Origin of the sequence: Streptococcus sp. HMSC074F05 (assembly GCF_001808725.1) — a bacterium.
In the GTDB taxonomy this organism is placed as follows: Bacteria; Bacillota; Bacilli; order Lactobacillales; family Streptococcaceae; genus Streptococcus; species Streptococcus parasanguinis_I.
Genome location: NZ_KV794405.1, coordinates 1 through 1,474, shown reverse-complemented (window position 1 = coordinate 1,474; position 1,474 = coordinate 1). Strand labels below are relative to the sequence as shown.

At 38.6% G+C, this 1,474-nt stretch carries 1 protein-coding gene; it reads right to left on the bottom strand.

The genetic code is table 11. The features are described 5' to 3' along the window. Positions 1 to 35: 35 nt before the first annotated feature. On the bottom strand, positions 36 to 1,046 hold the full coding sequence (locus HMPREF2685_RS01875; RefSeq protein WP_031576934.1) for a YeiH family protein: 1,011 nt from the start codon (positions 1,044 to 1,046) through the stop codon (positions 36 to 38). Positions 1,047 to 1,474: the final 428 nt, after the last annotated feature.

The window sequence follows — 1,474 nt, the reverse complement described above, 5'->3', positions numbered from 1 at the left end:
TACGTTCTGAGGTAGCCTTTAGGCTCCCTTTTTTCTTAGAAAATACCGATGAGTAATTGCATGCCAAGACTAGTCAGGATGATAGCAATCCAGCAAAGGGCTCCAAGAAGAATGGATTTTCCACTGGATTTGATCATAGCAACGAGGTTAGTTTTGAGACCAATAGCACTCATAGCCATGATGATGAGGAATTTGGAGAGCTGTTTGAGAGGTGAAAAGAAGCTATTGCTAACACCAAAAGAAGTAAGGACGGTAGTTAGCAGAGAAGCTAGGATGAAGTAGAGAATGAAAACGGGGAAGATTTTTTTAAGCTTTACTCCTTGGTTGTTGTCTTGTTGACGGCTTTGCCAATAGGAGAGGAAGAGAGTAATAGGGATAATAGCTAAGGTACGAGTCAGTTTGACAATGGTTGCAGATTCTAGAGTATTGGTATGATACAGACTATCCCAGGCGCTAGCTGTGGCTGTTACAGAGGAAGTATCGTTGACCGCAGTACCCGCAAAGAGAGCAAAACCTTCGTTGGAGAGATGGAGCCAAGAACCTAGAGTTGGAAAGATAAGAGCTGCCAAGACATTGAAGAAAAAGATAACAGAAATGGCTTGGGCTACTTCTTTTTCCTTGGCGTGAATAACAGGAGCAGTCGCTGCAATGGCAGAACCGCCACAGATAGAAGAGCCTACCCCAATCAAGGTAGCTAGCTTTGTATCCATGTTAAAAAATCGTTGGAAAAAGAAAGCAATAATTAAAGCGATAGAAATAGTCGAAAGGATGACAGGAAGGGAAGATTTTCCAACTGCGAAAACTTGAGAGATATTGAGTCCAAAACCAAGTAAGATAACAGCATACTGAAGCAATTTTTTGGAGCTATAAGTCAAACCAGCATCCAGTTGTTTATAGGGAGTGAGAAAGGGGTAGAGAATCATTCCGATAAAAATGGCGAAAACAGGTGCTCCCACAACAGGCAGAAAGCCTCCTAAAACCCAAGAGATGATAGAAATGATCAGACAGGCTAACAGTCCTGCCCAATTTTTTGATAGAAATGACATAAAAACCTCCGAAAATAAATACTTCTTATTATAATCTTATCTGTCAGAAAAGTAAAATAGAAAGTAGGAATAAGGTTGTAAATTAACGGAATTTTGCGGTCAGAGAGCTTTTGTAGTTTAATAGATATATGTTCTTTGATCAATAAGGATGCAAATGTGGCATATGTTATTGAAAAAAATGAATTTGATGAGCCTGGATATGTGAAGTAATTATGTGAGATAAGAAAATAAATAAGAGAGTTGAAAATGTACTGCACCCCAAAAGTTAGACAGAAAAAATCTAACTTTTGGGATCAGTACATATCCTCGCTTTTTTTAATCTAATAGGTCCTTATTTTCAATTAAGAGTTCTAGTGGGGATCTATCTCTTGCTACAATAAAACCAGGTTCATATTGGGTATGAAGTGTTCTTTTCTGAGAAGTTGGAT